Below are 24904 nucleotides of genomic sequence, written 5' to 3'. Positions count from 1 at the left end.
CCTTGTTCTCGAAAGGTTACATTCAGGCGGTTTCAAGGTCTCCCAAAAGAAACAACAGAATTCTGTTGTTGCAGACCTTTTATCTCTTACATCTTCTTTATCGTAAAATATTCTGGGACTGATTCTGTCTGGTAGTCGGGTCAGGGATTTCTGCGGTCTGTGCCTGTCCTTGTGCGGGCTGAAGGGAGTCTAGGGAAGCTAAGAGCTGATTCCGAGCGTTCTCCAAGGCATTGTTCTGTTCCTGTGCAGGAGTCGGCTCTGGTGCAGGAGTCTGTCTTTCGGACGGGACGATTCGTTCTGCCTTTGCAAGGTCAGGGAGCCGCAAGGTGAAGTTACATCCGAAACTGTAAGACTTTCCGTTCCGACCAACTCCACCACCGGTCACCTGATCGAAGACAATCGGAATTTCAGCATCGCCATAGACCTTATCCATCTGCTGTGCCAGATAGTCCGCAAGATAGCCAAGACGCTCAATCGAATTGTCATGTCCCCAGAGCACTTCATAAGCAGGCTTGTCATGAACAACAGTCTTATTCAGTTTGAAATAGACCGGCTTTTCTGCCTTGACCCAGTCATTCAGTCTGTCTAAAATCACCTGCCGTTCAATTCCGGTGTCGTCATTTTTGAAACTGGTTCCTCGGACGTTCGTATGGAGTTCCTTGTATTCCTTGTTAGCTTCCTGTGTCACACCAAACTTCTTTAACACATAGTCCAGATTATGCTCAAAGTGCTTTGCCTTTTCTCCGGACAGGTCAATGACGTGGCTGATGTCCATGACATCTTCCTTCTCAATCATCTTCCGATCCACGGCCATAGTGATCTGCTTTTCGGACAGATCCATTAAGGCTTCCCGAATGATATTGGTTCGTAAATTGGCACGCTCGAAGGTATGGATCATCGGGGACTTGATCAGATATTCCTTTGCGACCTCGTACAGGGCTTTGTGCTCCGGAATAAGCTGCTGCTCTTCGGTCGGAAGAAACGGCAGGTTCTTCTGAATGAACGCATTGGTTTCCTTGGTGATGTTTTCGATCTCGATGATTTCGGATGCGATTTCCTTTAACCGCTCCGCATTCTGATTGAAGGTGTCGAACCGTTTCAGGGTCGCCGTGAAGTCACCATAGGTCTCAAACTTTCCAATGCCGTCATATCCTAATGTCTTTGCAAACTGCAAGCGATCCAGTAACTGATTCTGCATCTGTAACTGAAGGGGTTCGTCTCCGGAAATGAGTTCGGAATAATGATACTCCCCCTTCAAGTCCATGACCTTTTGCTTTTTCGTGTGAACGGAAACAATCGCATCATTGGCTTTCTTCTCAAATAAATTCATGGTACATTACCTCTCTAAACTGCTCTCTTCTCGTTCTTCTCTCTCTTCTTCGTGCTCTTTTTCATGGTTCTCTATGTCAAACAGGATTTCTTCCATGCGGTCACAATAGGCTAACTTCCGCTGAATTTCATCCTGCAATACCGAAAGCATATCCGTGGCTTTTGAAAAGTCCTTGAACTCCTTCGCTAAGGTATCGCTCAAGGTGTTCAGAAGGTCTTTTTTACTGTCCACATAGATGAATGCCTTATCACACCATGCCAATACATCCGGTACGGCGAGAAACTTTCCGTCAGGACTTGGTATCCTGTCTCCTGTATGTGGAATGGGGAAATGGAATTCGTCTCGGATGAAGTCTTCCGTTTTCTGGTCGAATAATTTCGGGATCGGACTCCACAGACCATGCTCGACTTCTTCCATGGAAACGCTTTTCAGGGGAACGCTTGGGTTCTCCCGATCAAATTCGACTTCCGTCATGTCATAACGGTCAAACAAGGTTGGAAATGGAAGGGTTTTGTACTCTCTGCTATTTGTATCCAATTCCAAAGCCTTTTTCAGGTCGTCCTTGTTCTTTGGTTCTTCCATTCCGACCTTCTGTACTGCCTTTAGGATGTTATCGTAACAATGTGCCAGTTCCTGAAAGGCAGGACTGGTATTTTCTCCCAAGATGTCGTTCGTTATCACCATGGCCCGGTGCAGGTCTTTTGCCTTTCGTTTCAGTTCCTGAAAGACGAGAAACGCCACTTCTTTGTCTGTGATGTGGTAGGTGGTAAGCGTCTCCTTTCCATCGGGGGACAGGTGCTTTTGTACCATCGGCTGAAAGGGGTTTCTGGAAAGATAAAGCAGTTGTTTGTAATTCGGGTGTTTGCTCTGAAACAGTTTTTCTAAGTCAGACATTGGTTTTATCTTTGTCTCTGTCTTTGTCCGTGTCTCATGTCGGAGGGAGATTCCGGGGAAACTGAGTGGATCCATACCGAACTCGTCACAGAGGGTCAGGAAAGCTTTCTTATAAGACCCTTGATTGTAGCCCTGATTCTGCAAATCATTCTGCACCAGAGTGATCGCATTCCATGACTTTCCACAGTCGCTGAAACAATGCACCGTGTTATCAGATTCATAGATGGCCATGTTTGGTTTATGACCGCCATGAATCGGACAGGGACAACGCCCTACGCTATTGGGAGTAATGCCGAAGTGAACGGCCAGTACATCCTTGATCGGAAACATTTTCTGTGCGTCATCCGCATTGTTCCCGAACACATCCCAGTCCATGTAATACTTATCTTCGTCAACCATAGAAATCTCCAACAGAGTTATAAAATCGGGGAACCGGTGTCTTTCGTCAGTCCTGCTGATTTCTCCGATTCCCCGATCTTTAAGCTAAAACAAGTTGTCTAACCTAACCGAATCACCAGAGGTCGTTATAGTCCTTGCCGTCATCTGTGGCTTTCTCGAACGGATTGTCATAAACGGCATTGTCCTCTTCCTTGGTCTCGGTCTCTTCCGCCTTGGTGTCCTCACGGTCGTTAAAGGCGTGCATTTCTTCTTCCCTCGACTGGATGGCTTCCATGTCAAGTGCTCCGAAGTTTGCGAAGTCCGGCTGATACATGAATTCAGAACGATAGTAGTAAACGTTGCCCTGATTCCTGCCCTCGGTCGGTGTGAATTCCTGAATCTGGGCATAACGATCGTCCTTGTACTTCTCTGCTTCCTCACGGAACAGGAAGACCGACTTGAACGGATAACGCTCAAAACGATATTCTGCATTTGCTACGGTTTCCAGATTTGCCTTCTCGCAGGCACCTTCCAGATGCTTTACGAATCTGTCGAACTGAGCCTTGGACTTCTCGTCATTTCTGGAAATCAGGTTTGCCTTGTCGGAAACAATGACGGTGCTATCCTTGTAGGGTTCCTCGATGTGGAACTGAGCACGCATACGCTTGTTCCCGGTCTTGGTCTGGTCAACGGAATAAGTGGCGTCTCCCATGACCATGCCGAAAACAAACGGCTTTTCCTGATCGATCCAAGCATTGCCCTGCTTTACTCTGGAATTTCCGACTTCCTGAACCTCGACACGGCAGTTTCCGGTTCCCATCGCCTTGGCTTCCATCTCCATGTCGTTTCCATTTGGTCTGCCATAGCCAATCGCACAGAAGTCCATGCCCTGCTCAATGCCGTTGGTACCGCCTGCCTTGGTAACGTCACAGGTAACATTCCTCTTGACGGTTCCCCATTTGCCATCTGCCTGCTTCATACGTTCGGATACGGTCAGAGTAACGGTGTTGTCCTTGACCTCATTGACGGTTCCTGCAACAGCCATCAGTCCGAATTTGTTGAGTCCTGTCTTGCAATAATCCATAAGTTTCTTTCCTTTCTTCCGCATCGTGAGCGGATTGTTGGGAGAATGTTTCCACTCTCCGTAACTTCTTACAATTCTTCTATGCGTAAAAATTATGAAAAAATGCAGAAAGAAGAAAAATTTTTACAAGTTTTTTTTCAAGAAAAAAAAGAAAACCGAGCCTGAATGAATCTCTTCAAGCCCGGTTCGTTTGTTACTGCATACAATACTTTGTAATGGCAGATGGAAATTCCTTATGCAGAGCTGCCTGTGACGTATTCCGAAGTCTTCTTCCCGGTGTACCATCGGAAACCACAATGCCGTACTCGTCACACATGGCTTCGACCACAACGTATCGTTGTGTTTGTTCATTCCACCCGGCAACATAGACGGTGTGTTCATGGTTCACCAGAACCGTTCCTGCCGGTAGCCTGTCATTTTCTCCCCACGTCTGCCCCATCGGGAACAGGGATTTGGTCGTATATCGGTCTTTTGGTCCAATATATCCCAAGTGTCTCCAGATGCAGGAAACAAAGCCGGAGCAGTCGGCATAACTTTCCGTATCTCCACCCCAGACATAAGGCTGACCGACACGGCTTAGAGCGTAACTATTCATCGCCTGTACTCCCGGTGGAATCTGTCCGCCCAACTGGGCGTTGATTCCGGAAATGTCTGCCTGACTGATACTTCCCATCAACTGCGTAATCTGACTGTTCGAGAAAGAACCGTTGACACTTCCCTGTTGTATTTTGACATCAAAGGCATCCCAGAAGTCCGTGCCGTCTTTATATCCGGTCGAACGGTCTCCCACAATGTCACAAGCCATGGCAACGAAGGTGTTCGGATCGGACTGATCGGTAAGTTCCTGTTCCGTGAGATTCGGCTGATTGCTCTTGAGCCAGTTCTTTCGGTCGTCCTGTGAGTACCACGGGGAATGAACGTCATACCCTTCTGCGTTCCAGAATTCGCTTCCAGACAGGTCGGATGTGTCTTTGTCGTTCTTATCTTCCGCTACGTTCGGGAAGGACAGAGAATAGGACTTGTTGTCATTTCCCGGGTTAAATCCCTTGCCGAAGACCTGTTCCAGTTGTTTCTGGTGTTTCCGAAAGATTCCACCCGATTTGCTTTCGGGAAGGGCATCGCCTGTTTTCCAGTTATCGGACTTGATCAGGTTCTGAATGTCCTGCACATAGAAAATATCCATCTGCGGGATCAAACGACCACCATCTCGTCCACCGTCCTGCCATGTGACGCTCACACGAGAACGCTTATGTGCTTCGTTTGTCATCGGAATCGGACTGTTGTCCGCCATGAGGAAGGTACCACTTCCGGCATCGTACTTGATACTGGAACCTTGGTAGGTGACCGATCCGCCATCTTGGAAAGTACCGGTATATTCCTGTTTGGGAACGGATTTTGTAGTTGTTGTACTTGCATCATACAAGCGGAAGAGCTGACCTAACTGACAGGGAGCTAATTTACCCCTCGCATTTTTGACCTTTCCCTGTGCAACAACATCACCGGAACTTGCTTCGGTATAGTGGAAGTTGTAGTGACTACTGTAATTCTTGCTTGCGTTCTTGTGCGTAATCAGTCCAACCTTCAAGGCTACATGAACCGATCCATCTGACAGAACAAAGACATCCCCAGATTTTAGTCTGGACCATGCACCGTATTGGTTGTCATTGACACGGAAGAAATGGTCGCCGTTATTATTGTCCTCGGACTGGATTGTGTCGGGAGACACAACCAGAACCCCGGGTCTCCATTGTTTGGAAACGGTCGTGGTTTCCGTATGGTTCTCATAAACCGTTCTCGTCTGCTCGATTTCTTCCGTTACGGTCGCACTTACAATCTTTGGATTGCCAACCCCGATGGACTTCGGACTGGTTCCCGATCCGTTATCGCCATAGGTATTTTTGTTCCAAGTGAGATTGGTAGGAGTACGCTGAACCTTTCCGCTTCCGTCTTTATACCAGACGTTGTTACATCCCGGTCTCGTACTGTCATCCAATTCACCATAATTGGTGTAGATGTAACTGTACTGGTTTCCTTCGCTATCCGTGATACCACCCTGTGAGTTATGAATGGCATTGGTATTATTTGCGTCATTGTACTTTGGATTGACAACGATCTGATGATTCAGTCCGGTCGTACCGCCATATTGCTGTGCCAGTCCCTTCACATAACCATTTCCTTCATCGCCTACCCAAAGGGCGGTCATATACAGGGCCATGTTCGTGATGGTGTCCTTCGGCATTTCATTCTCATCACCGAGTGTCGTTCCAAGGAATCGTACCCTTGCCATGGTCAGAGCCTGCAAGGTGTCGGAAATGTCAGAGGACGGTTCTCCATACTCATTCGTGATGGAACGAATGTTTGCAGTATCAACCGCAACGGTATTCGCACCAAGATACCCGTCATACTTGGATGCAATGCTATCTGCCTGTCCTTCTGCTGCCTTCTTGGCCGCATCCGAATAGTAGTTCAGATAACTCTTCTGATAGTCCTGCAAGGCCGTTACCGTTGCCTGATAATATCCCGGAGCAAGGTTGTCTTCGTTCTTGGCATTGTTCTTGGTCGGGTCAGACCCGCCGATTGCCGTCACAATGGAGAGGAATAATAAGGCCACAAGTTGAAGAATCAGAAGAATAATCAGGATCGGAAGGAGAATTGGAACTAAGATTTTAAGCAAAGGCAGAATCACCTTCTCCATGGCTTTCTGTTCGACCTTCCGCTTGACGTTCCGCAGTTTGGAAAGCGGATTATGACGTCCCATCCAACTGTTCTGCAATTTGTGTTTGAATCGGAGTCCGAAGTTCTCGACTCGTCCGATTCGTCCTTCCACTTTGTCCCGAAGTCCGGACAGTTTTCCTTTGGCTCTTCCGATGGCCCGGCTTGGACGGGAGTTCGCCCGATTCATACGGGTGACATCCTTTTGATCCATCCGATCCAGTTTCTTTCTGGCTTTGATAGCATCAGAACCGCCTGCGTCTATCTTCTTCCGTAAATCCCCACGGCGGTTTGCCCGTCTTGCATCCTTTGCCTGATCTCTCAAGGACTTCTTGTCCCTTTTCAGGATTCGTTCCTCGGCATGAACGGACTGAATGCCCTTCCCGTTTGCCATGTCAACAAACTGACGATTCCGGACAGCAGCATGATGTTCCCGATGGGTTCGTGCGATCTTCTCTGCATTGTCCTTCTGCTTTTTTAAGACCTCACGGTAACTGCCCTTCCCTTCGTTCAGGAACTCGGTACGGTTCTTCTTGTCGATCTTTCGAATCTGCCGTTCGCTCTTTGCGGAATCCCTTTGCAGATGTTTCAGCTTCTTTCTGTCGTCATCGGAAAGAACGTTCTTGTTTTTGATCTTTTCGATTTCTTTTGCTTTCTGTGACAGGTCAGACTGCAAATCCTTCTTTGCGGTTTCCCTCTGGTCGAACTTGTTCAGGTTATTCGTTGCAACCGATTTTCGAATGGCATCCTTCGCTGACTGGGTCACGTCATGGGTTCTTCGGGCATTGCTGAGTTTCTTTCTCCGATCGGTCAGCTCCTGTCCGGTGAAGTTATTTTCCCCGTTCTGGGTTTCCTCAAACTTGTGCCGTCTGGCGGCGATCCGCATTCCCCGAAGACTGGACTCGCTGTAATGGGATGTCAGCGTGTTTGCGACCTTGGTCGTTCCTTCCTCGGCACGCTTTTCCTGCAACTTACTCAATGCCTGATAGACCGGATTCTGGTTGGCAGACTGGACAAAATGCTGATTCTCCGACACTACCCGTGCCTTGGCATTGGTACGGATGAAATCCCAGTCAGCTTTTCCTATCTTTGCCTTGTCCGTTACGGCATGGTCGTTCATCCATGCCTTTGTTTCTACTGTCAGGGCTTCCTTGTAGGTCGTCTTCGGCTTTGCCATTTCGCTCAGTACGGTGTCACGAGCTGCATCCGTCATGGTCTGGTTCGGGAAAGCTTTTTTCTGATAGGCATGGAAGGCAGTCTCAAACTGTTTCCATTGGTTTGCATTATTGGTCATCTGCATCTGATAGGTTCGAAGGTCTCTTGCATGACCATTCAGAACACCCATCTGCCGATCGGTGAACTTGATTTCCGTGATGTGGTTGGACTTTACATAGTCTTGTGCCTGTTGATAACCGATACTTGTACTGTCATCGGTCAGGTAGCCTGTTCCGGTTGCCTTTTCGTTTCTGGCCCATTGGGACAGGACAACTGCCGGTGCCATTGTCTCTTGTTCCTTCTTTGGCAGGTGAGCAATGTCCAAGACACCGCCATTGTTCTGGATTTCCTCCCGATGACGGAAGACGATTTCTGCCTGTCTCTGAGACATCATGTTGCCAGACGATACCGGTGCTCTTCCATCGGCAAAGGAACGGAATCGTTCTGTCTCAAACCCTGCATTGTCCTGCATGGTCTTGTCATGATACATCATATAGATGTCCTGATAGACGTTCCTTCCCTGTCCTTCCTGCTCTTTGATAAAGGCGTCTGTCCAGTTTCCCTCATTCTCACCATGGGTATAAACCTGTCGGTCAGAACCTACCATGTGTCGGGCAACACTTCCCTCAATGAGTTCCTGTGCACCCGAACCAACCAGAGTTCCGGAATCACCTCTCATGTGGTTTTCAGTATGACCACCCGACTCTGCACGTTCCTGTCGTTCTCCGTAACTTGGAGAGTTCTCTGCCTGAATGTTTTCTTCGTTGAACAGACCGGAACTTTGATTGCTACCTGAATGGTTTATCAGGTTCTCATAATTGAACCCTGAACCATTGGTTTGATTTTCAAACCAGTTGTTATTTTCATTATCTGCCATATTCGTACTACCTCACTTGGAACTAATATGCTCTTCTCGTTCTATGCGTAAAATCTAATGCAGAATCCGAAAGTTGGAAGGAATGGTTTGGAAGGACAGAACTGTAAGCTAGGAAGGGGGAATTAGACGTGAAGTGTGCAACGTATGAATTGTTACATATAGACTTGACACTTTTTGCACACTTTTTGCCCTTTCACTTTTCCCCTTCCGACTCTACTATTTCACCTGTCCTTCCCAATCTATCCATTTCACCCTCATAATCCGTTCTACCTATCAATCCCTAACGAGCAAGCCGATATAGCGTTCTCGATCCATTCCCCAATTCTTACACCATCTACGCATACAGCCTATCCAACCTGCCTATCCCTTCCTACCACTCCAACACACACAACCTGTCTAACCGATACGGCATATCTTATCTGCACTATCCATATACCACACCCTATCCATACAACAAGCCTGATACAGACAAGCATTGTGTTCCATATATCCTGCCTGTCATAAGTGACAAATGTGTGTCATGTGAAATATATGACAAATCAGACAAAGGAAGGTAAAAGAGAGAACATAACGAAGATATACCACATGACGGGTAAAACACAAGCAGAATGGATAAAGAATAGACAAAGTGGGGGATGAATGTTTGGTAAATCTGACACGGCACATTTTGGTAAAATGGAATGCAGAGAAAAGGAGAACCATGCGATGAATACGATTATGATAGCCAATCAGAAGGGTGGGGTAGCAAAGACGACCACGACAATCGAGCTTGCTTATAACCTGAATAAGCTTGGGAAAAAGGTACTGGTAGTCGATTTTGACCCGTCCATGAATATCACAAACTATGCCAATGACTACGAGAAGGGAATGCCAACGGTAAAGACGGTACTGGATGGAGAGACGGACTGGTTTGATGCAGTACGGCATGGAGACTACTTCGATGTCCTGCCGGGGGATGCCAAGATGAGTGACGCAGCAAAGATCTATACCGACCCGAATGACTACTTTAGACTGGCAGACACCCTGAACGAAACGGAAGGGTATGACTTTACGCTCATCGACAGTCCGGCACAACGGTCCGTCATTTACTACATGGAGTATCTGGCATCGGACTATATCCTTGCCGTCACGAATCCGGATCAGGACGGGATCAATGGCATTGTGGAGATGAATAAAGACGTGCGGGTGTTCCAGAAGCATTACAGGGACTGCCGGATCCGGTTTGTCGGGTCGCTTTTGACCATAGCCAAGCCAAACACGAATTTGACGAAGGTGATGCTGCAACAGTTACAGGACTTGTCGGAGGACTTGGACTGTCAGCCGTTTCACCAGATCATCACGAATACGAACCGATTTGGGGAGATCAAGGCGATGACCACGTTTGTCGAGGAATATCTCCCGAAGAGAGACCCTGTGACGACCTATTACGGGAACGTAGCAAAGGAGCTACTGGAAAGGATCAAGGCATGACAAAGAACGACTTTCTTACGCAGGCTAAAAAGAATACACAGAAGATGAGAGCAGAATTGATGGAACAGGACAGTCCTGCCAATGATGTGTTTGATGACACTAAGGTGACATCAAACGAGGACATTAAAGTGACCTCAGATGAGAACACAAAGGTATCACCAAGTGAGTACAATAAGGTGTCCTCAACCGAACACATGAAGATGTCCTCAAATGAGAACAACAAGGCAGCACCAGATGAGCACACAAAGGTGTCCTCAGATGAGCACAACAAGGTGTCCTCACCCAGACGCAGGAGACGGAAACCCACATCCCCCGAACAGATGGCAGGACGTCCCATGGAAGACGACAGTCACGAATACCGCACCTATAAGGAGGGGGAGACCGAGGAAGACACCCAGTACATCTATCAGATCCGGGTGACGGCAAAGAATAAGTTCTGGCTGAACACGATGGCGGCACGGAAAGACCAGACGGTGTATGAAGTGGTACGGCAGGTCTTCCAGACCATGATCCCGGAGTTCAATGCAGAGAAGACGGTGATTACCATGGAGGACTACCAACCCCTGAATGGCGGAAAGCAACTGACCCTGTACATGACAAGACAGGAGATACAGGACTTAAAGAATGGAGCGAAGAAGAAAGGACTAAAGCTGATTCACTATGTCGATAAGCTCTTGACCCTATATCGGGAACGGTACGATAAGGAATTTTCTGACATGGCAGCCTTCCCCGAGGACATGGACTAAAGTGTGCAAATTCTGTCAAGTTTATATATTCGACCTTCGGTCTTTAATTCTTCGCCTTTTTGCAAAGGCTCAGATGTACCAATACCTAATACCGAGGGGTAGGCTAGAACCAACCAGTTCAAGGGTAAGAATTGACCCTTTTAGTCGATACCAAAAAGTGTGCAAAAAATGTAAAGTCTATATGTACCAAATCCTAGGTACTGGGAAGACGGTATGAAACGATATGGATACCCTTTCAAAAAGTGTGCAATTTTTGTCAAGTTTATATGTACCAAGTACCCTAGGTACGGGGTACGGTCAAAACCTGTCCCAAAGGGTAGGGTAGACCCTTCCAGACGATACGGTAAAAGTGTGCAAAAAGTCTCAAGTCTATATGTACCAAGTCATGGGTATCAGGAATGGAACATTCACGGGTGTCTGGGTAACGGGTAGAACCCATTCGAAAGGGTAGGATAAACCGTTCTGGACGGTACGGTAAAAGTGTGCAAATTCTGTCAAGTTTATATGTACCAAGTCATGGGTACAGGGTCAGGGGTAGATAGATAGAATGAACGACCAGTCAGACCATTCCGTAGAACCTTTCCAAAGCCTTCTACACAACCTTCCAGTTCATCCCATCCAGACAGTTCTATCCAGTACGGATATTCGACCTTCGGTCTTTCATTCCTCGCCTTTGCAAACAAAGGCTCAGATAGCTCAAAAAGAGTAGGAAGGTTAGACCAACCATAAGCTTAGTCTAAAAGAACTGGTAATGTTAGACTAACCCTCCAAGGGATAAGACAGGTAGTGTCTCAAAGACTGTAACCCCTTATCCTGCCATACAGAACTGGTAGGTAGTATCCATCAACCATTCAATGGTATAACAGGGAGTGTCCTAATAACCATCCATTCCATTCCTACCGTACAGGAATGGTAAACAGTAGGAATCAACCTTCCAAGGGTACAACAGGTAGTGTCTTAGAAATATTTTCTATCTTCCCTTGACAAACTGGAATAATGAGCTATAAACAAACTGTAAACGATATGTCAGGAATGAATCCACCTCGAAAGCTGATGTATCTGTGACATAGATGCCAAGTCCCTAATCCCCCACGATTTGGTTAGTTGTCAACTGAAAGGCACTCGCTTATGCGGATGCCTTTTCTTTTTCCTCAGAGAGTGCTTTGTTGAACACAAGGTGCTCTTTTTTTTGTGTTTCAAAATAAATTTTCCAAATTTCTGTCATCCTCATAATTTTTTAACCATAGAAAGAATTGAGAAGAAAAAATCAAGTTTCCAGAAAGGAAAGAAATAAAGACATGGCAGTTGCAAAAGAGTTTAAGACACGTTCCGGTATTTTCAATGTCAACCTGCCCTCATTACCTGAGGAGTCCCATCAGACGGTCGTGGCGATTGACGGGGGATATAGTGCAGTCAAGGCGATGGGGCCACACAAGGGGTGTATCTTTCCGTCCTATGCCAAGGAGATCCCTGACAATGCGAGGGTGGTTGGAGAGTTACAGCCCGATTCCATTCTGCTCAGGGACAATCTCACACATAAGCTCTGGGCGGTTGGAGAGCTTGCAGAGGACATGATCGACCAGAAAGACTTGGATGAGACCACGGATGAGTTCCTGTATCAGCGGTATCGGTATCAGACCGAACTGTTTCGAACCATCATTGCGGCAGGGCTTGGAATCTGCATGATAAAAACCAATCCGAAGAATGAGATCTATGTGCAGACAGGACTGCCCAGTACCTATGCGAGAGAAGACAAGAACGAGATGATTCAGTTCCTGTCGGGGAAGTATGACTTTGACCTGAAGGTAGGCAATGCCGACTATATCCATATTGCCCTGACCTTACCAAAGAATCATATCTCAGTCATTGAGCAGCCACAGGGCACATTGTTCTCTTCGGTATATGACAAGGACGGTAATCCGATCCGGGAGAAGGTAGGGATCCTGTCCAGTTCTGCCATCATCTACGACATCGGGTTCAATACCGAGGATGAGTTCGTGATCCGAAACGGTGTCAATGCTAACCATAAGACCTACATCGACACAGGCATGAAGGCAGTCTTCCAGAAGACGATTGATGAGCTGAACAAAGCCTACGGAACGAACTTCAAGGTGTTCGAGTTCCAGAAATTCTTGGAGACAGGGAACGCCAGATACTTTGACAGGCGAACCTATTCGACCAAGGAAGTGAACTTCACGGAAGAGCTGTTAAAGAATAACCGTGCAATTTGCAATAAGTCGATTGACCGCCTGATGACAGAGTTTGACAACCTGTTGAATTATAAGTACCTCATTGTGACAGGTGGTACAGGAGAGTCCCGGTTCGAGCAGATCAAGACCATGTTACAGGGTCTGTCCGGTCTGTCAATCGTTGCAGGAAATGAGAACGATAAGTCCTTACCGTTCAGCTTTTCGAACTGCCGTGGATACTATATGTATCGGTTCCAGTCACAGAAGCGTGCATGGGAAAAAGCCCAGAAGGAGACAAAGTAACGTATGAGACTGTACCTGAATGAGCGAAGGGATGCTGACCTCGTTCAACTGTTTGCCTGTCTGGTACGTCCCAGTCCGCAGGAACTGGTAAGGGAAGTCATGGACTGTACGATCCATGACCTACCCCTCCCGCAACCGCTCATTGACCCGGAGAGCAGGCAAGAGCCAAGGACGAGTTTTACCATACGGCTCACCCCGGAAGAGGAGACTTACCTGTCTGCCTTTCCCAAGGGGCAGAAGAGCAATGTGGTGCGGATCCTTCTCCGTCATGCCCTGTGGGACGTGTGCCTGTCCTTTCTGACCTCAGAACCGTTGCAGAAGGTCACCAAGCAGAGTGTTCCAAGGAGTGTCCCAAACCAAAGCGGAACAAGACAGAGACCTTCTAAGCCGAGGTTACAAAAAGAGGAATCCCGAACCGAGGAAACGAATCTTTCCCCCGTGAGAGAAACAGAGGAGAAGAACCTGCCAAGGAAACACGTTGTAGAGGAATCCGTACAGGAATCTGTGAAGGAACCGTCAGAGGTTTCCGTGACAGAGATAGAACCGGTTGTAGAGACAGAACGACCATCTTTGAACCAGACAGAAGGACAGGACGAACAGACACTAGCCGATCAGTCCTTGGACTTGTTTAACAACATCATCGGTGGTGATGAATGAGACATGGAGGGAAACACTTGAAGAGACCAACAGACGAGATACTGGAAACGAAGGTCAATGACCTTGTAGGATATTGCCGGAAGATGCAGATACCGATCTTCGTGTCTGCCTACGATAAGGAACGGGGGAACTACTGGAACCGTACCGTCACCCCGAATGAACTGGACATGGAGATTGCAGACGATAAATACCCCGACTTCCTTCGTGTGCTGACGGGGTTTGATTTCGACAATTATCGCGAATGAAATGAGCGATATGACAAATATCGCGAGTAGTAATACGAACGATATGACAAATATCGGGAATGAAATGACCAATACGGGCAGTATTGGGAATGAATGAAACAAGGACAGTACCTTTCTACACGCAGGGCAGATTCGAGAAAGAACCTGTCCTGTTTTTGTTTCTAACTGGTTTTCTGTCACAAAATTTAACCATAGAACGATTGTAAGACCAAGCCACAGAGGGCGATGCTTACGAACGCTCGTTAGGGAATTAAGGGAATTAAGGATATTTTGGAATTTTCGAGGTGAGACGATGACAAAGATGGAACAAGCCGTGCAGTTCTTCACGGCTTTGTATGGTGGTGACTATTCGAACAATGCAAGCTTTTCCAAACTGGTAGAGACCTACCTGAAGGATGTGACAGACCCCATGGAGCTGATTTTGGAAGATCCGTACTTACTGGTTACAGACTATCAGTTTCCCTTCCGATACTTCTTGGGGAATCGGGGGCAGTTCCTGTTGGCAAAGGACTTTGAGGATGAACTGAAATTAGTCTATGCCGGGATGTATTCCATTCTGCATCATGCGGAGAAACAGGGCGATACTTGGATGGACATTCACTATTTCATCTCGCAGCTTGTAAAGGTCTTTTGTGACATGACACAGGACTACATGGTGTCCCTGATCCATTACTTCAACCTGACCAAAGACGTGGACCATAAATTCTACTTCGATGGCAGACGGATCGGATTGCAGAAAAATCACAATATGGAATTCTACATTGCGAATAAGGCTACACGGCTCTTGCAGGAGACGGCCTGTTCCACGGGAGACTTTGTTTTCACCCCGTCCGAGGAATTGTGTGAGGAGCAGAATAATGCAATTCAGTCGGTCATGCAGACGGACTTTTCCATTCTGACCGGAGGGCCGGGTACGGGGAAAACAACCACGATCAATTTCATCCTGCGGGAGTATCAGGAGCAGTACGAGAAGAAAGAGGTTGTCCTTTTAGCCCCGACCGGGAAGGCAGCCAAGCGGATGGACATTTGTACGGGTGGAAGTTTCAATCCGACCACGATCCATTACCTTGCCTTACGGGAGCATTTCCAACACGACTATGAGAACCCCGACATCATCGACTTCTGCATCATTGACGAGGGTTCGATGATCCCTCTGGACATTTTCTACGAACTCATGCGGTATGTACGGATCCGGAAATTGTTGATCGTAGGGGACGTTGACCAACTGGAAGCGGTGTCATGCGGAGACATCCTGCATGACCTGATCGACATGAAAGTACCTTTGTCAAGGCTCAAACAGAACCATCGTTCCGGGGATGTGATCGTGACGAATGCCAGACGGATCAAGCAGGGAATCGTTGGCTTGTCCTATAACGAAAATTTTTCCTTTGTGCAATGTGAAGATGAAGAAATGATGGACCTGATTCTGGATCGGTATGACGTGAACAATACCATGGTTCTTTGTCCGACCAGAGACCTTGTCACAAGGATCAATCACCGGATCAAGCGGAAGCTTTTCCCCGACTGTGACCTTCGGTTTTACAAGGTGGGAGACCGTGTTCTCTTTACCCGGAACAATCGAAAGAACGGCTATGTGAATGGCGACACGGGAACGGTCACATCAGTCAATGCCTTTGGCATGAGTGTGCAGATCGACTTTGGAGAGACCGTCTTTGTTAAAGGGCAAATGTATGACGATGTGGAGCTAGGCTACGCCCTGACTATTCATAAGTCGCAGGGTTCGGAATATGACCGGGTGATCCTTTGTATTCCAAATGGGACTTCCCGAATGTTTTCGAGAAACCTCTTGTACACGGCAGTCACACGGGCGAAAACGAGCGTGTTGATTTTGGGAGACGAGACCGAATTAAAGAAGATGATTGCGAAGAATCCTGTTCGGAGACAGACCTTTTTGTGGTCTTTTGCCGAAGAAGGAGCGATTGCATGACATGAATGTAAGGAGAACTGTTTGCGATATAGACCACATTACGATAAAAACGGAAAACGAATCTACTATCTCGCATGGAGAAAACAGCAGAAGCAGAAACGGAAGCAGATGTTTACGGCCTGTCTTTTGGCGACCTGTACCCTTGCAACAGGGAGAGCGTTTCTTTCCATGCAAAGTAAACCGGAGCATCCGAATGCTTGCCGGGTGGCAGGCGTGAGTGCCTATTCTGCCGTGCTGATTGGAAAGACGGGAACAAAGACGAAAAACCCGTCCGTTGCCGTTTCCGGTAAGAACCCCATGTCCAATGTCGATGTGAAGGCCACTTCGGCCGAAGTGGAAGAGCAGAGTCGGGAGAAGGCAGGTATGGAAGAACGACAGGCGGAAGCCGTCCAAGCACAACAGGAAGAACTGGCACTCGAACAAGCGGAAGAAGCGGCAAGGCAGGAAGCCGAGAGACAACGACAGGCAGAAGAAGCGAGACGGAAAGCTGAAGAGGAAGCAAGGGAAAAAGCTTTGGCAGACGCAGCCGAGGGCAATGTGCCAATGGTAGCCAACCGATCAGCTCACCCCTATATGCCTTATACAGCCGTCACCAATCAGGGAACCAAGCAGTATGCCGTACTAAACGGAGCGGATGCTTGGTCTGACCCTGTAACGGGACTTCGTATGGTTGGTGACCGAATCTGTATTGCCATCGGACAGGGATATGGCATGAAAGCAGGGGATAAGGTCGATGTGGTACTGGATGATGACTCGATCGTGAAATGTATCGTAGGCGACATGAAAGCTTTATGTGACACCGATCCGAATGGACTGTATCATAATACCGATAAAGACGTGGTAGAGATGGTGGTTGACTATGTGGTGTTTACAAGGGATCCAAATCAATATCTGACCGTGTTCCACGGACAACCCGTCAAGAAACTAGTCAAGGTTCAGTAACTCACTAGAATAAGTACATGATTACCAAAAAGTTATCTCCGTACCAATTTGTCGAAAAGGGATCTCCTGCGGTATAATAGACTTAGAAAGAAACGAAAGAGAGAGTTTCGTAAGACTTATCTGGGAGGATATAACATGAAGAAAAAGGTAATCATCGGGATTCTTTTGGTGGCACTCGTTGTTGTTGCAGGTCTTGTTGGTGTTTATCATCATAACCAAGTGCAGAAACAGAAAGCCATTGCCGTAGAACAGGCAAAGGAAGAAAAGGCGAAGAACTTGCGATTCCAGAGATTGCAGTCGGAATATGACACGGCAGAGAAACAGATAGAGAACGCACTCTATCCCAATGCAGACGGAACCGTGCCAGACGATGCGACCATGAATCAGAGCCGTGACGGAAAGAAACAGGAACTTGTTGCCTTTGAGAAGAAAATCAAGGACAAGAACCTGACGGCAAAGGAAGAAAAAGTCTTTCATACCTTGACTTCTTCGATTGCAGACACCTATAAGACATCACAGACCGCCGTTGACACCCTGCATACAGAAGTCGCAGGGATTGACCCGAACCAGTATGACACCTACTATACAGACGCCAATAAGACCGACACGGAAACCAACCTGTCTGCCTATGACAAGGCTTATAAAGACGGAAAGTACAGAGACGCTTATACGGCATTAACGAAGGTGAAGGCGACCTACGCAAGCGTGGACGCAGCAAAAAAGCAGGCAGAAGAACAGGCGGCTTTAGCTGCAAAGAAAGCGGAAGAAGAACAGGCACAAAAGGCTACCCAGTCTGCACAAACTTCCTCACAGAAGTCAGCTCAGAAGTCGGCAAAGAAGGAACAGACCAAAGGACAGTCCAATACATCTTCTCAAACCCCGTCACCTGCCCCCTCAGAACAATGCACAGTCAACAGATACTGCCCCTGCACCGTCAGCAGAATCGAATGAAGACCATTTTGCAGGTGCGTGGGACACACCGGGGTATAAAGCGGCGTGTAACTATGCTGACGCTCATGGTGGACAGGTTGTTGCAGGTACGTTTGGCGATCATGTGTTTGAGTATTGGATTAAGGGTGCAGATGGAAAGCGGATTCCTGGCACACCTGGTTTCAATATGGATGGTTCTACTTATTAAGCGAGACCATCTGTAAGAAGGATAAGACATACTTTTCGGTATGTCTTATTCGCTCAAAAGGAGATTCTATGAAATCACTTCTTGACGGTAATAAAGGCGTTTATCGCGGGATTTCCTATGTCTGGATTGCTGATGACGGTGTGGACCATCTGTACATTACCGACCACGGCAAAACCATACTTCTGGACACAGGACAGTATAATCAAAAACGATTCGAACAAGCCTACCATGCGATGACAAAATGCCTGATCGATGTCTATTTGTCAGAAAAAGAAACGGAATCCATGCTATGAAAAAGAAATACATTTTGATGCACAAAAACGATCAGACTGCGTCTTTAATTTTGGACGACACAACGAATCAAATAGAAGGCTACCAATCCATGCAAGCAGACAAAGCACCGTTTTTAGGAACGTGCGACTTAACAAAAATTAGGAAGTGGTGGCAAATGCGAGCCGTCCCGGCATCGAGAAAAACGATGCAGGATATGATTCGCCGTGCCGGGTATTTGGATTCTTCCGAATATTTGGCAAAAAATCTGGCAATTAGCGTAACGGATGCTTATTGGATTTGTCCGATAAATTCTAACTTGGAATATGAAGATGTAAAGTTAACGAATCTAACTTATGTCAATGTTGATAAGGTTCCATTGCATAGTGATACTTCTTATGATGTGAATGCATCGCTTGGCGGGCAAATGGATAAGTATTGGGATCTTAATTTTCGCCCACCTGTTCTAGTAAAAAAGGCTACTACCCATTTTGGTCAGCAAGCGGCGAATGAAGTGTTTGCTACAATACTTCACACGATGCAAAAAACCGACATTCCATTTGTTTCTTATCGGGCAGAGCGGGCGGAAGATGGCGGACTTCTTTGTAAGTGCAAGGCTTTTACATCCGATCGCAAAGAATTCGTTCCGGCGTATGAAGTTCTACATAGCGAAAAAATTCCAAACAACGTGAATTATTATCAGTCCTATATCAACATTTGTGTGAAACATGGTTTGGATCTCGATGTGATTCAGCGTTTTATGGATTATCAAACGTTGACGGATTTCCTATTAAGTAATGAAGACGAACACTTATGCAATTTTGGCGTCTTACGAGATCCGGACACGTTGGAGTTTCTTGGTCCGGCACCCATTTTTGATAGCGGGAACAGTATGTTCTATCAGGATGATCGAAAAACGCCATACAAGCGGTCTGAATTATTAAAACGACCGATTACAAGTTTTTATGCGACAGAAGAAAAAATGCTTTCCAATGTGAAAGATGCAAATGTGGTAGATTTAGATCGTCTTCCTTCCATAGATCAGGCGATGGAGTTTTATACAAAGGCCGGTCTTCCAGAGGTTTATGCAAGCTGTATTTGTCAGAATTATCAGACAAAAGTTGATATGGTTCATGACTTGCAGAGCGGTAAGAAACTCTCCTTTTACAACGAAAAGATGGTCGAGAAAAAGTATGAGGAGATGAAAAAGGAAGCCAATTCAAGCCTGTTTTATTGCCTTGAAGGACTATCTTGTGAGCAAAAGACGGAGAAAGAGAGCCAATTAAAGCAAGACTTATTGGCGAAAGGATACCGTTTTGCTCCTGAAAACACACTCTTTCCAATCAACGGAGTCGATCAGGAAAACAAATGGATTGTTGAGCAGAAGAAAATTCTTGACGGTTTAATTCCGCAGCAAACGAAAAATCAGGAGAAAGCTTTTACAATGATCTCCATGAATGAGATTTTAAGGGAAAGAGAAGCTGCCGGTTTGTCGTGTGACAATCAAGATGTAATCTGGACGATTGCGTTTGCACGGTTGCGGCAGGCATCGCTGAATGGATATAGCATCATTTTTTCCGTTCCGCTCATCAATCGAGAATTTCAGAAAAAGATATTAAATTTGTTTTATGACAATCCGCAAATGATGAAGAAACGAATCACCGTTTTTCCAGACCGAATAGATGATAGGATTGAGAGCAAAGACGAGGATTTTGGTGCAAAAGAGTTCGTTCCGCCGAGTCAAGACGATGGGTGGAATTCTTTTGAACAACTTGGTGATCCGTCTATTTTGGAAGAACTAGACGGACGAGGTCTAGACTAAAGAAAGCGAACGAGACCATCTGTAAGAAGGATAAGGCACACTTCGGTGTGTCTTATTTTTTTTGCCTTTCTAGCAGACCTTCTGAGCCTTTGCGTAGCAAAGGGTCAGAGTTAAAGACCGCAAGTCGAACTTTTTATTAGATCTTAGCCATAGAAAGAATGGAAAGAGAATTAGTTCGCTAGAACTGTCAAAAGAAAGGAATATTGTTATGGCGTATAGATTAACAGAAAAAGGCAAGGAATACGTTAAAACATGGATTGCCGGTCTGGAAGAAAAACGGAAAGAGATTCTGGATGCAGGCTTAGATACCTGCGAAGAAACCGCCCTCCCTGATGTAGAAGCCATTGAAGATGATGTCAACCTCTTCGCAGACAAAGACGGTTATCTCAATGGTTGGGGTGTAACGGACAGTACAGACTATGACGAGCCGATCCAACTTGAGGAAGGCGTAGACTATATTGACGAAGATTACGAACGCTAACGACATTCTGAGAAGGAAAGAGAAAAGAGGGCAAAAACAATGAAAGTACAGGAAGAGGTTGGTTGTTGGGGCTGTGCCGTCGATGGAATGAAAACATGAAAACCTGTCTGTCCTGAGTGTGGTACAGAAATCTCGCATCTTTGTGGAGCGTATAGCCATGAAAAGGTGTGGGTAGAGAAGAATATCAAAGACATGAAAACCGAGAATGAGGAGTTGGAAACCTCTGAGGAAGAAAAGGCAGATGGTGATGGTCTGTCCTTGGAGTGAAATTACGAAAGCATATTCCGTATTCCATAGAGAAGAGAGCCTTGCCGACAGGTAGGGTTCTTTTTTTGTAGCAAGTTTTTTCTTTTTATTTTTTAACCATAGAACGGAAAGAAAAAGAATTTTTTACGCATAGAAGAAATAGAGACGTTCAACCTACGGTTTTTAACTCCTCGTCATTGCTACGCAATGGCTCAGAAATGTTTTCAGAAAGGATTTTTGCCATGAAGAGAACCAATATCCCAGAAGAAAGAATCGACAACATCCGTGCAGAACTGCATCGGGTAGAAAAGGTCTATAAAGACGGTCTGTCCTTTGACCTGTCGGTGGGTAAGAAACCTACCCTGCTGATGAATGGAACGGTCATTCGTAGGTATCAGGATCCCTCTCAGATCGTGCAGGATGCCATTCTGTTGTCGATCGGCTACCATACCGCATTGACACAGGAACGGTTGGAGAATAGGAACAGTAGAGACCGTCTGGCAAAACAACTGCATGACGGGCAGACCGAGATCAAAGAGACAGGAGTCAAAGAGACACCTTCCATTACCGAGAAAGAGAAGGAAGAGGTCATGCAGGAAGAAGAGGACATGGACCTAACCGAGACCTTGGAATCGGAATCAGAAGACAAGGAAGAGGAAGAGGACATCCTGTCCCACCCCGAATGCCGTGTTCATGCGGTCAGAGAGGAATCAATACGCTGACAGAAAGGAGGAGATACGAATGAAGATTCATTCGTGCCAAGAAAAACAGAAACGGTTCTCGTGGAAGTACCTGTTACTGCTTTTGGTGCTTTTCATTGCTCCTGCGACCACGTTCGCTTATTCCGGAACGACTCACCCCGGTAGAGGAGCGAGCTATAATTCGGGAAACGTCTATACGGTGGACTATCTTTATGATTCGGCTCACAACTGCATCTACACCCATTTTCATTCTACCAGAGGTGGCGTTGGAGCTTTTGACTGGGGCAATCAGAAAGACTTCGGACCGTATCGTACAAGCGGAAACCTGCCGTTTGAGACCAGTAATATCCATGTAGGAAAAGGACACAGTCTCAAAGATGCGGTTGCGGCGGGTGCAGCGAACGGTTGGGATTGGAATAGGCCCAGTCTACAAAATTTTCTTCGAAAGTACACACAAAACAGATTCGGTGCTTATTACGCCAATGGTACAACGTATGACTATCTGACCGGTATCACAACTGAGGAAGGGGGAGCCGTTCACCCCCTGCCCCCGGTACCTGCAACCTGTACCACGGGTGGTTATACCCCTTATTCAGACGGTACCCGAGGAAATGAGACGAATGCTCTTGGCCATCAGCCAAGCAGATGGATGGATCGGTCGGATGGTGCTTATCATTACCGCATCTGTACCAGACCTACGAATCAGGGCGGATGTAACCATAAATCTGAGAACAATCCTCTGCAAACCGGGCAGCATGAATATGGTCCTTGGGTTTCGGACAATGCCTATACCCATCATAGGAACTGTAAGGACTGCGGTCATAAAGAGACGGACAATCACCATTTTACGGAATGGAAAGACGATCCGAACAAACCCGGTTGGCAGGAACGCCATTGTAAGGACTGCGGTCATAAGGAATGGCGGGATGTGGAACCGCCGACCGTATCCATTTCTGCTGCCCCGATTGGTACATGGCAGCGTGGAGATGTGACGGTAACGGTCAAGGCAAAGGATCGTGGTTCCGGACTGAAACTCGTCAGCCTGTATCGGAAGGACGTTCTGACCGGGGAAGTTGCCTGCATTAAAAACTTCAACTTTTCCGGAGAGACATCAGAGCAGACAAAGACCTATACCGAGACCGCCGAAGGAAGATGGCTGTATTATGCCAAGGCAGCCGACCAATGGAGCAATTCCAAGACGACCGACTGGACCGGAAAGGAAGCCATGCTTGACCATAGTAATCCGGTACAAATCGTGACACTTGGCGGAAACAGTACCCGGACGGTGACAAAGCATGGAACAAAGAAGGTCTATGTTCCCGGAGAGCAGAAGACGGTGACAGAGACCAAACAGGTACCGAAAGTTCCGGTGTATGAAGACTCGACCACGGCGATGCAGGGAAAGAACGTCAAGGTCTACTATAACAACATCACCTATCAACTGGATGGTGGATCATCGAAGGATCCTCTTCCGAGTGAGTATATCTGCGGAAAGGGCGTGAAAGTCCCGAACGTCACGAAGAGCGGATATGCCTTCATGGGATGGACGGTCACTTGTGAAGGAAAGACCTATTCGAACAGTCCAATGAAAGACCTGACGATTGGAACGAAGTCGACCGGAGACATTACGTTGAAGGCGAACTGGTCAGGAACGTATGACATCTTCTTTACCAGTATTCCGGAAACCACACAGGGCAGTATGCAAAAAACCGGCATGATGAAGTTCGGTCAGACCTACACCCTGCCGAAGAATCAGTTCTCCTTAACCGGCTATAGTTTTTCCGGATGGAACACCGACTTTGATGGCAATGGAGACCACTATGCCGATCAGGCAAAGGTCAAGGATCTGTGTAAGACGGCCGGTGGTAACGTCATTCTGTATGCCGAGTGGACTCCGCATACCTACAATGTTGCCTTTTCTCCGAATGGCGGAACAGGCAATACGGCAGGACAGTCCTTCACCTATGACGAAGCCAAAGCATTGATAGCGAACGGATTCAGCCGCAAGGGATATACCTTCATCGGTTGGAATACCAAGGCAGACGGAAGCGGAACGGCTTATAGCGATAAGCAGAGCGTAGAGAACCTGACCGCAACAGACAAGGCAACCGTTACTCTGTATGCACAATGGAAGCCGATTACCTATACGGTAAAGATCCATCTGAACGGTGGTAAGATTACGGATGGTACATGGGGGAGTGCAGGGAATGATACGTTTACCAAAACCTACACCATAGAGTCTTCCGACTGGAATCTTCCGACTCCGGCAAAGGATCACTATGACTGGAACGGTTGGACTGGAACAGACAAAGGGAATACCGTAACCATTCCGAAGGGTTCTACCGGGGATAAGGAATATAGTGCCAACTGGACTCCGCACAACTATACCATCACTTACAACTTGAATGGTGGTACGATTAGCGATCAGCCGAAAGAACACGTTTACGGTACAGAGAACAAGATCCCGAGACCGACCAGAGACGGATATACCTTTGCCGGATGGACGGTGAATGGAGGAAGTGATCGGTATGCAGACGTGACCATTAGTGCCAACTATCATGAAAATGTATCTTTGTCCGCAACATGGAAAGAATTGGGTACGTTCAACGATACGGTTGTACAAGGTAGGACAGATATGGGGCTGTACTATACAACAATCGGCGATGTATACTATGGAACAAGCGGCGATCCGCGGTACTATTATCCTGTTGGCGTCTTTTTCTTAAAGGTCGATGATAGACATGCGAACTGGCGTGCTCCTACTTTTGAAAGCTGGAACCCCGGTTTTGCAACATGGTACGCAACAGGTGCTAATGACAATAATGACAAGTATTACATCTGGACAATTGATGGGCTGGAGTACAATTACACGATTTACTTCCCTTCCAGTCACTATGATCATTCCGATATTCGAACGACTCATATCTACAGAGATGATAAGGGCTTTGCAGCATTCAACAATTACACGTTGAATCCGACCATTCATTTCTTGGCGAATGGTGGAGATCGCGATGTGGACGAAAGTATGTGGTATGTAAATAGTATCGGCTCCGATTCTCACACTCCCGGTAGTTCTGGTTATATGTCTCTTGATGCAAGAACGAGTCGAAATGGCTACACATTCCTTGGCTATTCTTCAGAAAAAGATAGTAATACTGTTTACAGTAGCGTACATATTCCATGGCATGATCTGAGCCTGTATGCACAATGGGTCAAGTCGTCTATTACTCTTGGCGAATAAAAGACAAAAAAGAGA

17 protein-coding genes are annotated in these 24904 nt (G+C 46.8%); 13 read left to right on the top strand and 4 right to left on the bottom strand.

Annotation, left to right across the window (positions count from 1 at the left end; genetic code table 11):
• Positions 1 to 97: 97 nt before the first annotated feature.
• The 4 genes from ACKX2L_RS06185 to ACKX2L_RS06170 form a co-directional block, all read right to left on the bottom strand.
• Positions 98 to 1330: a hypothetical protein gene (locus tag ACKX2L_RS06185; protein ID WP_497552869.1), complete on the bottom strand. Its 1233-nt coding sequence runs from the start codon at positions 1328 to 1330 to the stop codon at positions 98 to 100.
• A 6-nt stretch (positions 1331 to 1336) separates the two neighbouring features.
• Positions 1337 to 2623 (bottom strand): hypothetical protein, encoded by a 1287-nt coding sequence (locus ACKX2L_RS06180; RefSeq protein ID WP_497552868.1) that lies wholly within the window; start codon positions 2621 to 2623, stop codon positions 1337 to 1339.
• A gap of 112 nt (positions 2624 to 2735) precedes the next feature.
• The gene (locus tag ACKX2L_RS06175) at positions 2736 to 3686 is read right to left on the bottom strand and encodes a hypothetical protein (RefSeq protein WP_497550901.1); all 951 of its coding nucleotides are present in this window, start codon (positions 3684 to 3686) and stop codon (positions 2736 to 2738) included.
• Between the two features lie 193 nt (positions 3687 to 3879).
• Complete coding sequence (locus ACKX2L_RS06170; protein ID WP_497550900.1) at positions 3880 to 8490, bottom strand: NlpC/P60 family protein; 4611 nt, start codon at positions 8488 to 8490, stop codon at positions 3880 to 3882.
• A 705-nt stretch (positions 8491 to 9195) separates the two neighbouring features.
• Here ACKX2L_RS06170 and ACKX2L_RS06165 point away from each other — a divergent pair.
• The 13 genes from ACKX2L_RS06165 (at position 9196) to ACKX2L_RS06105 (ending at position 24889) form a co-directional block, all read left to right on the top strand.
• Positions 9196 to 9960 carry a ParA family protein gene (locus ACKX2L_RS06165; protein ID WP_497550899.1) on the top strand — a complete coding sequence of 255 codons (765 nt, stop codon included), beginning with the start codon at positions 9196 to 9198 and terminating at the stop codon, positions 9958 to 9960.
• Positions 9957 to 10706 (top strand): hypothetical protein, encoded by a 750-nt coding sequence (locus tag ACKX2L_RS06160; protein WP_497550898.1) that lies wholly within the window; start codon positions 9957 to 9959, stop codon positions 10704 to 10706. Before ACKX2L_RS06165 ends, ACKX2L_RS06160 begins: the two co-directional genes overlap by 4 nt.
• A 1298-nt stretch (positions 10707 to 12004) precedes the next feature.
• Positions 12005 to 13198, top strand: coding sequence for a ParM/StbA family protein (locus tag ACKX2L_RS06155; RefSeq protein ID WP_497550897.1), 1194 nt, complete (start codon positions 12005 to 12007; stop codon positions 13196 to 13198).
• Positions 13199 to 13201: 3 nt separating this feature from the next.
• A complete protein-coding gene (locus tag ACKX2L_RS06150) occupies positions 13202 to 13855 on the top strand; it encodes a hypothetical protein (protein ID WP_497550896.1) in 654 nt (217 codons plus the stop codon).
• A 17-nt stretch (positions 13856 to 13872) separates the two neighbouring features.
• Complete coding sequence (locus ACKX2L_RS06145) at positions 13873 to 14100, top strand: hypothetical protein (RefSeq protein ID WP_497550895.1); 228 nt, start codon at positions 13873 to 13875, stop codon at positions 14098 to 14100.
• Positions 14101 to 14392: 292 nt separating this feature from the next.
• On the top strand, positions 14393 to 16048 hold the full coding sequence (locus tag ACKX2L_RS06140) for an ATP-dependent DNA helicase (protein ID WP_497550894.1): 1656 nt from the start codon (positions 14393 to 14395) through the stop codon (positions 16046 to 16048).
• 21 nt (positions 16049 to 16069) lie between these two features.
• The gene (locus tag ACKX2L_RS06135; protein WP_497550893.1) at positions 16070 to 16990 is read left to right on the top strand and encodes a hypothetical protein; all 921 of its coding nucleotides are present in this window, start codon (positions 16070 to 16072) and stop codon (positions 16988 to 16990) included.
• A 135-nt stretch (positions 16991 to 17125) separates the two neighbouring features.
• Positions 17126 to 17941, top strand: coding sequence for a hypothetical protein (locus ACKX2L_RS06130; RefSeq protein ID WP_497552867.1), 816 nt, complete (start codon positions 17126 to 17128; stop codon positions 17939 to 17941).
• 255 nt (positions 17942 to 18196) lie between these two features.
• On the top strand, positions 18197 to 18421 hold the full coding sequence (locus tag ACKX2L_RS06125; protein ID WP_497550891.1) for a hypothetical protein: 225 nt from the start codon (positions 18197 to 18199) through the stop codon (positions 18419 to 18421).
• Positions 18418 to 20220 (top strand): HipA domain-containing protein, encoded by a 1803-nt coding sequence (locus ACKX2L_RS06120; protein ID WP_497550890.1) that lies wholly within the window; start codon positions 18418 to 18420, stop codon positions 20218 to 20220. Before ACKX2L_RS06125 ends, ACKX2L_RS06120 begins: the two co-directional genes overlap by 4 nt.
• Positions 20221 to 20428: 208 nt before the next feature.
• On the top strand, positions 20429 to 20701 hold the full coding sequence (locus ACKX2L_RS06115) for a hypothetical protein (RefSeq protein WP_497550889.1): 273 nt from the start codon (positions 20429 to 20431) through the stop codon (positions 20699 to 20701).
• A gap of 488 nt (positions 20702 to 21189) precedes the next feature.
• Entirely contained in the window at positions 21190 to 21669 is a 480-nt protein-coding gene (locus tag ACKX2L_RS06110) for a hypothetical protein (protein WP_497550888.1), read from the top strand.
• 19 nt (positions 21670 to 21688) lie between these two features.
• Positions 21689 to 24889 carry an InlB B-repeat-containing protein gene (locus ACKX2L_RS06105; RefSeq protein WP_497552866.1) on the top strand — a complete coding sequence of 1067 codons (3201 nt, stop codon included), beginning with the start codon at positions 21689 to 21691 and terminating at the stop codon, positions 24887 to 24889.
• Positions 24890 to 24904 lie beyond the last annotated feature (15 nt).

Source organism: Porcibacter vitabionis (assembly GCF_046263795.1).
GTDB lineage: Bacteria > Bacillota > Clostridia > Lachnospirales > Lachnospiraceae > Lachnocurva.
Note: the sequence above shows the minus strand (reverse complement) of the source record. Positions and strands in the feature narration are given on the sequence as shown.

What these genes read in the sequence shown, in the direction of transcription:
- ACKX2L_RS06140 (WP_497550894.1), top strand. Translation starts at nt 14,393, where the DNA reads ATGACAAAGATGGAACAAGCCGTGCAGTTCTTCACGGCTTTGTATGGT.
- ACKX2L_RS06110 (WP_497550888.1), top strand. Translation starts at nt 21,190, where the DNA reads ATGAAGAGAACCAATATCCCAGAAGAAAGAATCGACAACATCCGTGCA.
- ACKX2L_RS06130 (WP_497552867.1), top strand. Translation starts at nt 17,126, where the DNA reads ATGAAGAAAAAGGTAATCATCGGGATTCTTTTGGTGGCACTCGTTGTT.
- ACKX2L_RS06185 (WP_497552869.1), bottom strand. Translation starts at nt 1,330, where the DNA reads ATGAATTTATTTGAGAAGAAAGCCAATGATGCGATTGTTTCCGTTCAC.
- ACKX2L_RS06170 (WP_497550900.1), bottom strand. Translation starts at nt 8,490, where the DNA reads ATGGCAGATAATGAAAATAACAACTGGTTTGAAAATCAAACCAATGGT.
- ACKX2L_RS06120 (WP_497550890.1), top strand. Translation starts at nt 18,418, where the DNA reads ATGAAAAAGAAATACATTTTGATGCACAAAAACGATCAGACTGCGTCT.
- ACKX2L_RS06160 (WP_497550898.1), top strand. Translation starts at nt 9,957, where the DNA reads ATGACAAAGAACGACTTTCTTACGCAGGCTAAAAAGAATACACAGAAG.
- ACKX2L_RS06125 (WP_497550891.1), top strand. Translation starts at nt 18,197, where the DNA reads ATGAAATCACTTCTTGACGGTAATAAAGGCGTTTATCGCGGGATTTCC.
- ACKX2L_RS06155 (WP_497550897.1), top strand. Translation starts at nt 12,005, where the DNA reads ATGGCAGTTGCAAAAGAGTTTAAGACACGTTCCGGTATTTTCAATGTC.
- ACKX2L_RS06150 (WP_497550896.1), top strand. Translation starts at nt 13,202, where the DNA reads ATGAGACTGTACCTGAATGAGCGAAGGGATGCTGACCTCGTTCAACTG.
- ACKX2L_RS06115 (WP_497550889.1), top strand. Translation starts at nt 20,429, where the DNA reads ATGGCGTATAGATTAACAGAAAAAGGCAAGGAATACGTTAAAACATGG.
- ACKX2L_RS06165 (WP_497550899.1), top strand. Translation starts at nt 9,196, where the DNA reads ATGAATACGATTATGATAGCCAATCAGAAGGGTGGGGTAGCAAAGACG.
- ACKX2L_RS06105 (WP_497552866.1), top strand. Translation starts at nt 21,689, where the DNA reads ATGAAGATTCATTCGTGCCAAGAAAAACAGAAACGGTTCTCGTGGAAG.
- ACKX2L_RS06175 (WP_497550901.1), bottom strand. Translation starts at nt 3,686, where the DNA reads ATGGATTATTGCAAGACAGGACTCAACAAATTCGGACTGATGGCTGTT.
- ACKX2L_RS06180 (WP_497552868.1), bottom strand. Translation starts at nt 2,623, where the DNA reads ATGGTTGACGAAGATAAGTATTACATGGACTGGGATGTGTTCGGGAAC.